1 protein-coding gene and 1 pseudogene are annotated in these 1,200 nt (G+C 61.6%); both read right to left on the minus strand.

Going from position 1 to position 1,200, the window contains the following annotated elements:
* Positions 1 to 684: pseudogene (locus tag EOA24_RS38595) on the minus strand (DNA-directed RNA polymerase subunit beta); the annotation flags it as partial.
* 262 nt (positions 685 to 946) lie between these two features.
* On the minus strand, positions 947 to 1,200 hold a 254-nt coding region (rplL, locus tag EOA24_RS38600; RefSeq protein ID WP_127410860.1), incomplete at its 5' end, for a 50S ribosomal protein L7/L12.

The following is a 1,200-nucleotide window of genomic DNA, read 5'->3' on the forward strand; positions in this document are numbered from 1 at the left end:
GATCTCTTCGCCGTCCATGCCGAGCGCCATCAGCAGCGACGTCACCGGGATCTTGCGGCGGCGGTCGATGCGGGCGTGCACGACGTCCTTGCTATCGAACTCGATGTCGAGCCACGAGCCGCGATAGGGAATGACGCGCGCAGCAAACAGAAGCTTGCCCGACGAGTGCGACTTGCCCTTGTCATGGTCGAAGAAGACGCCCGGCGAGCGGTGCATCTGCGAGACGATGACGCGCTCGGTGCCGTTGACGATGAAGGTGCCGTTCGACGTCATGAGCGGCATGTCGCCCATGTAGACGTCCTGCTCCTTGATGTCCTTGATCGACTTCGCGCCGGTATCCTCGTCGATATCGAACACGATGAGGCGCAGCGTCACCTTGAGCGGCGCAGCATAGGTCAGGTCGCGCTGACGGCACTCGTCAACGTCGAATTTCGGTGCCTCGAACTCATACTTCACGAACTCCAGCATGGAGGAGCCGGAAAAGTCGGAGATCGGGAAGACCGACTTGAAAACGGCCTGCAGTCCCTCGTCCGGACGGCCGCCCTTGGGCTCGTCCACCATCAGGAACTGGTCATAGGATGCCTTCTGAACCTCGATCAGGTTCGGCATCTCCGCAACTTCCGGGATCTTTCCGAAGAACTTGCGTACGCGTCTGCGGCCATTGAAAGTCTGGGTCTGGGCCATCGTCGCTCCTTAGCTCTAAACTCGGGACGAACCTCGCCGCGGCTCGCCTTGCACCAACGGGCCGCCTCGACGGCTGCCCCTATCTGTTTTCCGGCCTGCACTGCCAACAGCTTGGCGGGTACCGGCTAAAACGGGAGAAAACCCGTTTCCGGAAGGCCGCTTTTCGGCCCTCAGGAAAGAGGTTTTCAAACGCCTCGCGCAACAAAGTCTCCCTCAGTCCAAGGGAGGGGCGGACGGCGCGAGACCGTCCGCCCACGCCTAATTACTTCAGCTCGACCTTGGCGCCAGCTGCTTCCAGCTGAGCCTTGAACTTGTCGGCGTCGGCCTTGGAAACGCCTTCCTTGACCGGCTTCGGAGCCGCTTCGACCAGGTCCTTGGCTTCCTTGAGGCCAAGGCCGGTGATGGCGCGGACTTCCTTGATGACGTTGATCTTCTGGGCGCCGGCGTCGGCGAGAACGACGTCGAATTCCGTCTTCTCTTCAGCCGGAGCAGCGGCAGCGGCAGCACCACCAGCAG

The sequence above is a fragment of the Mesorhizobium sp. M2A.F.Ca.ET.039.01.1.1 genome (assembly GCF_003998035.1).
Taxonomy (GTDB): domain Bacteria; phylum Pseudomonadota; class Alphaproteobacteria; order Rhizobiales; family Rhizobiaceae; genus Mesorhizobium.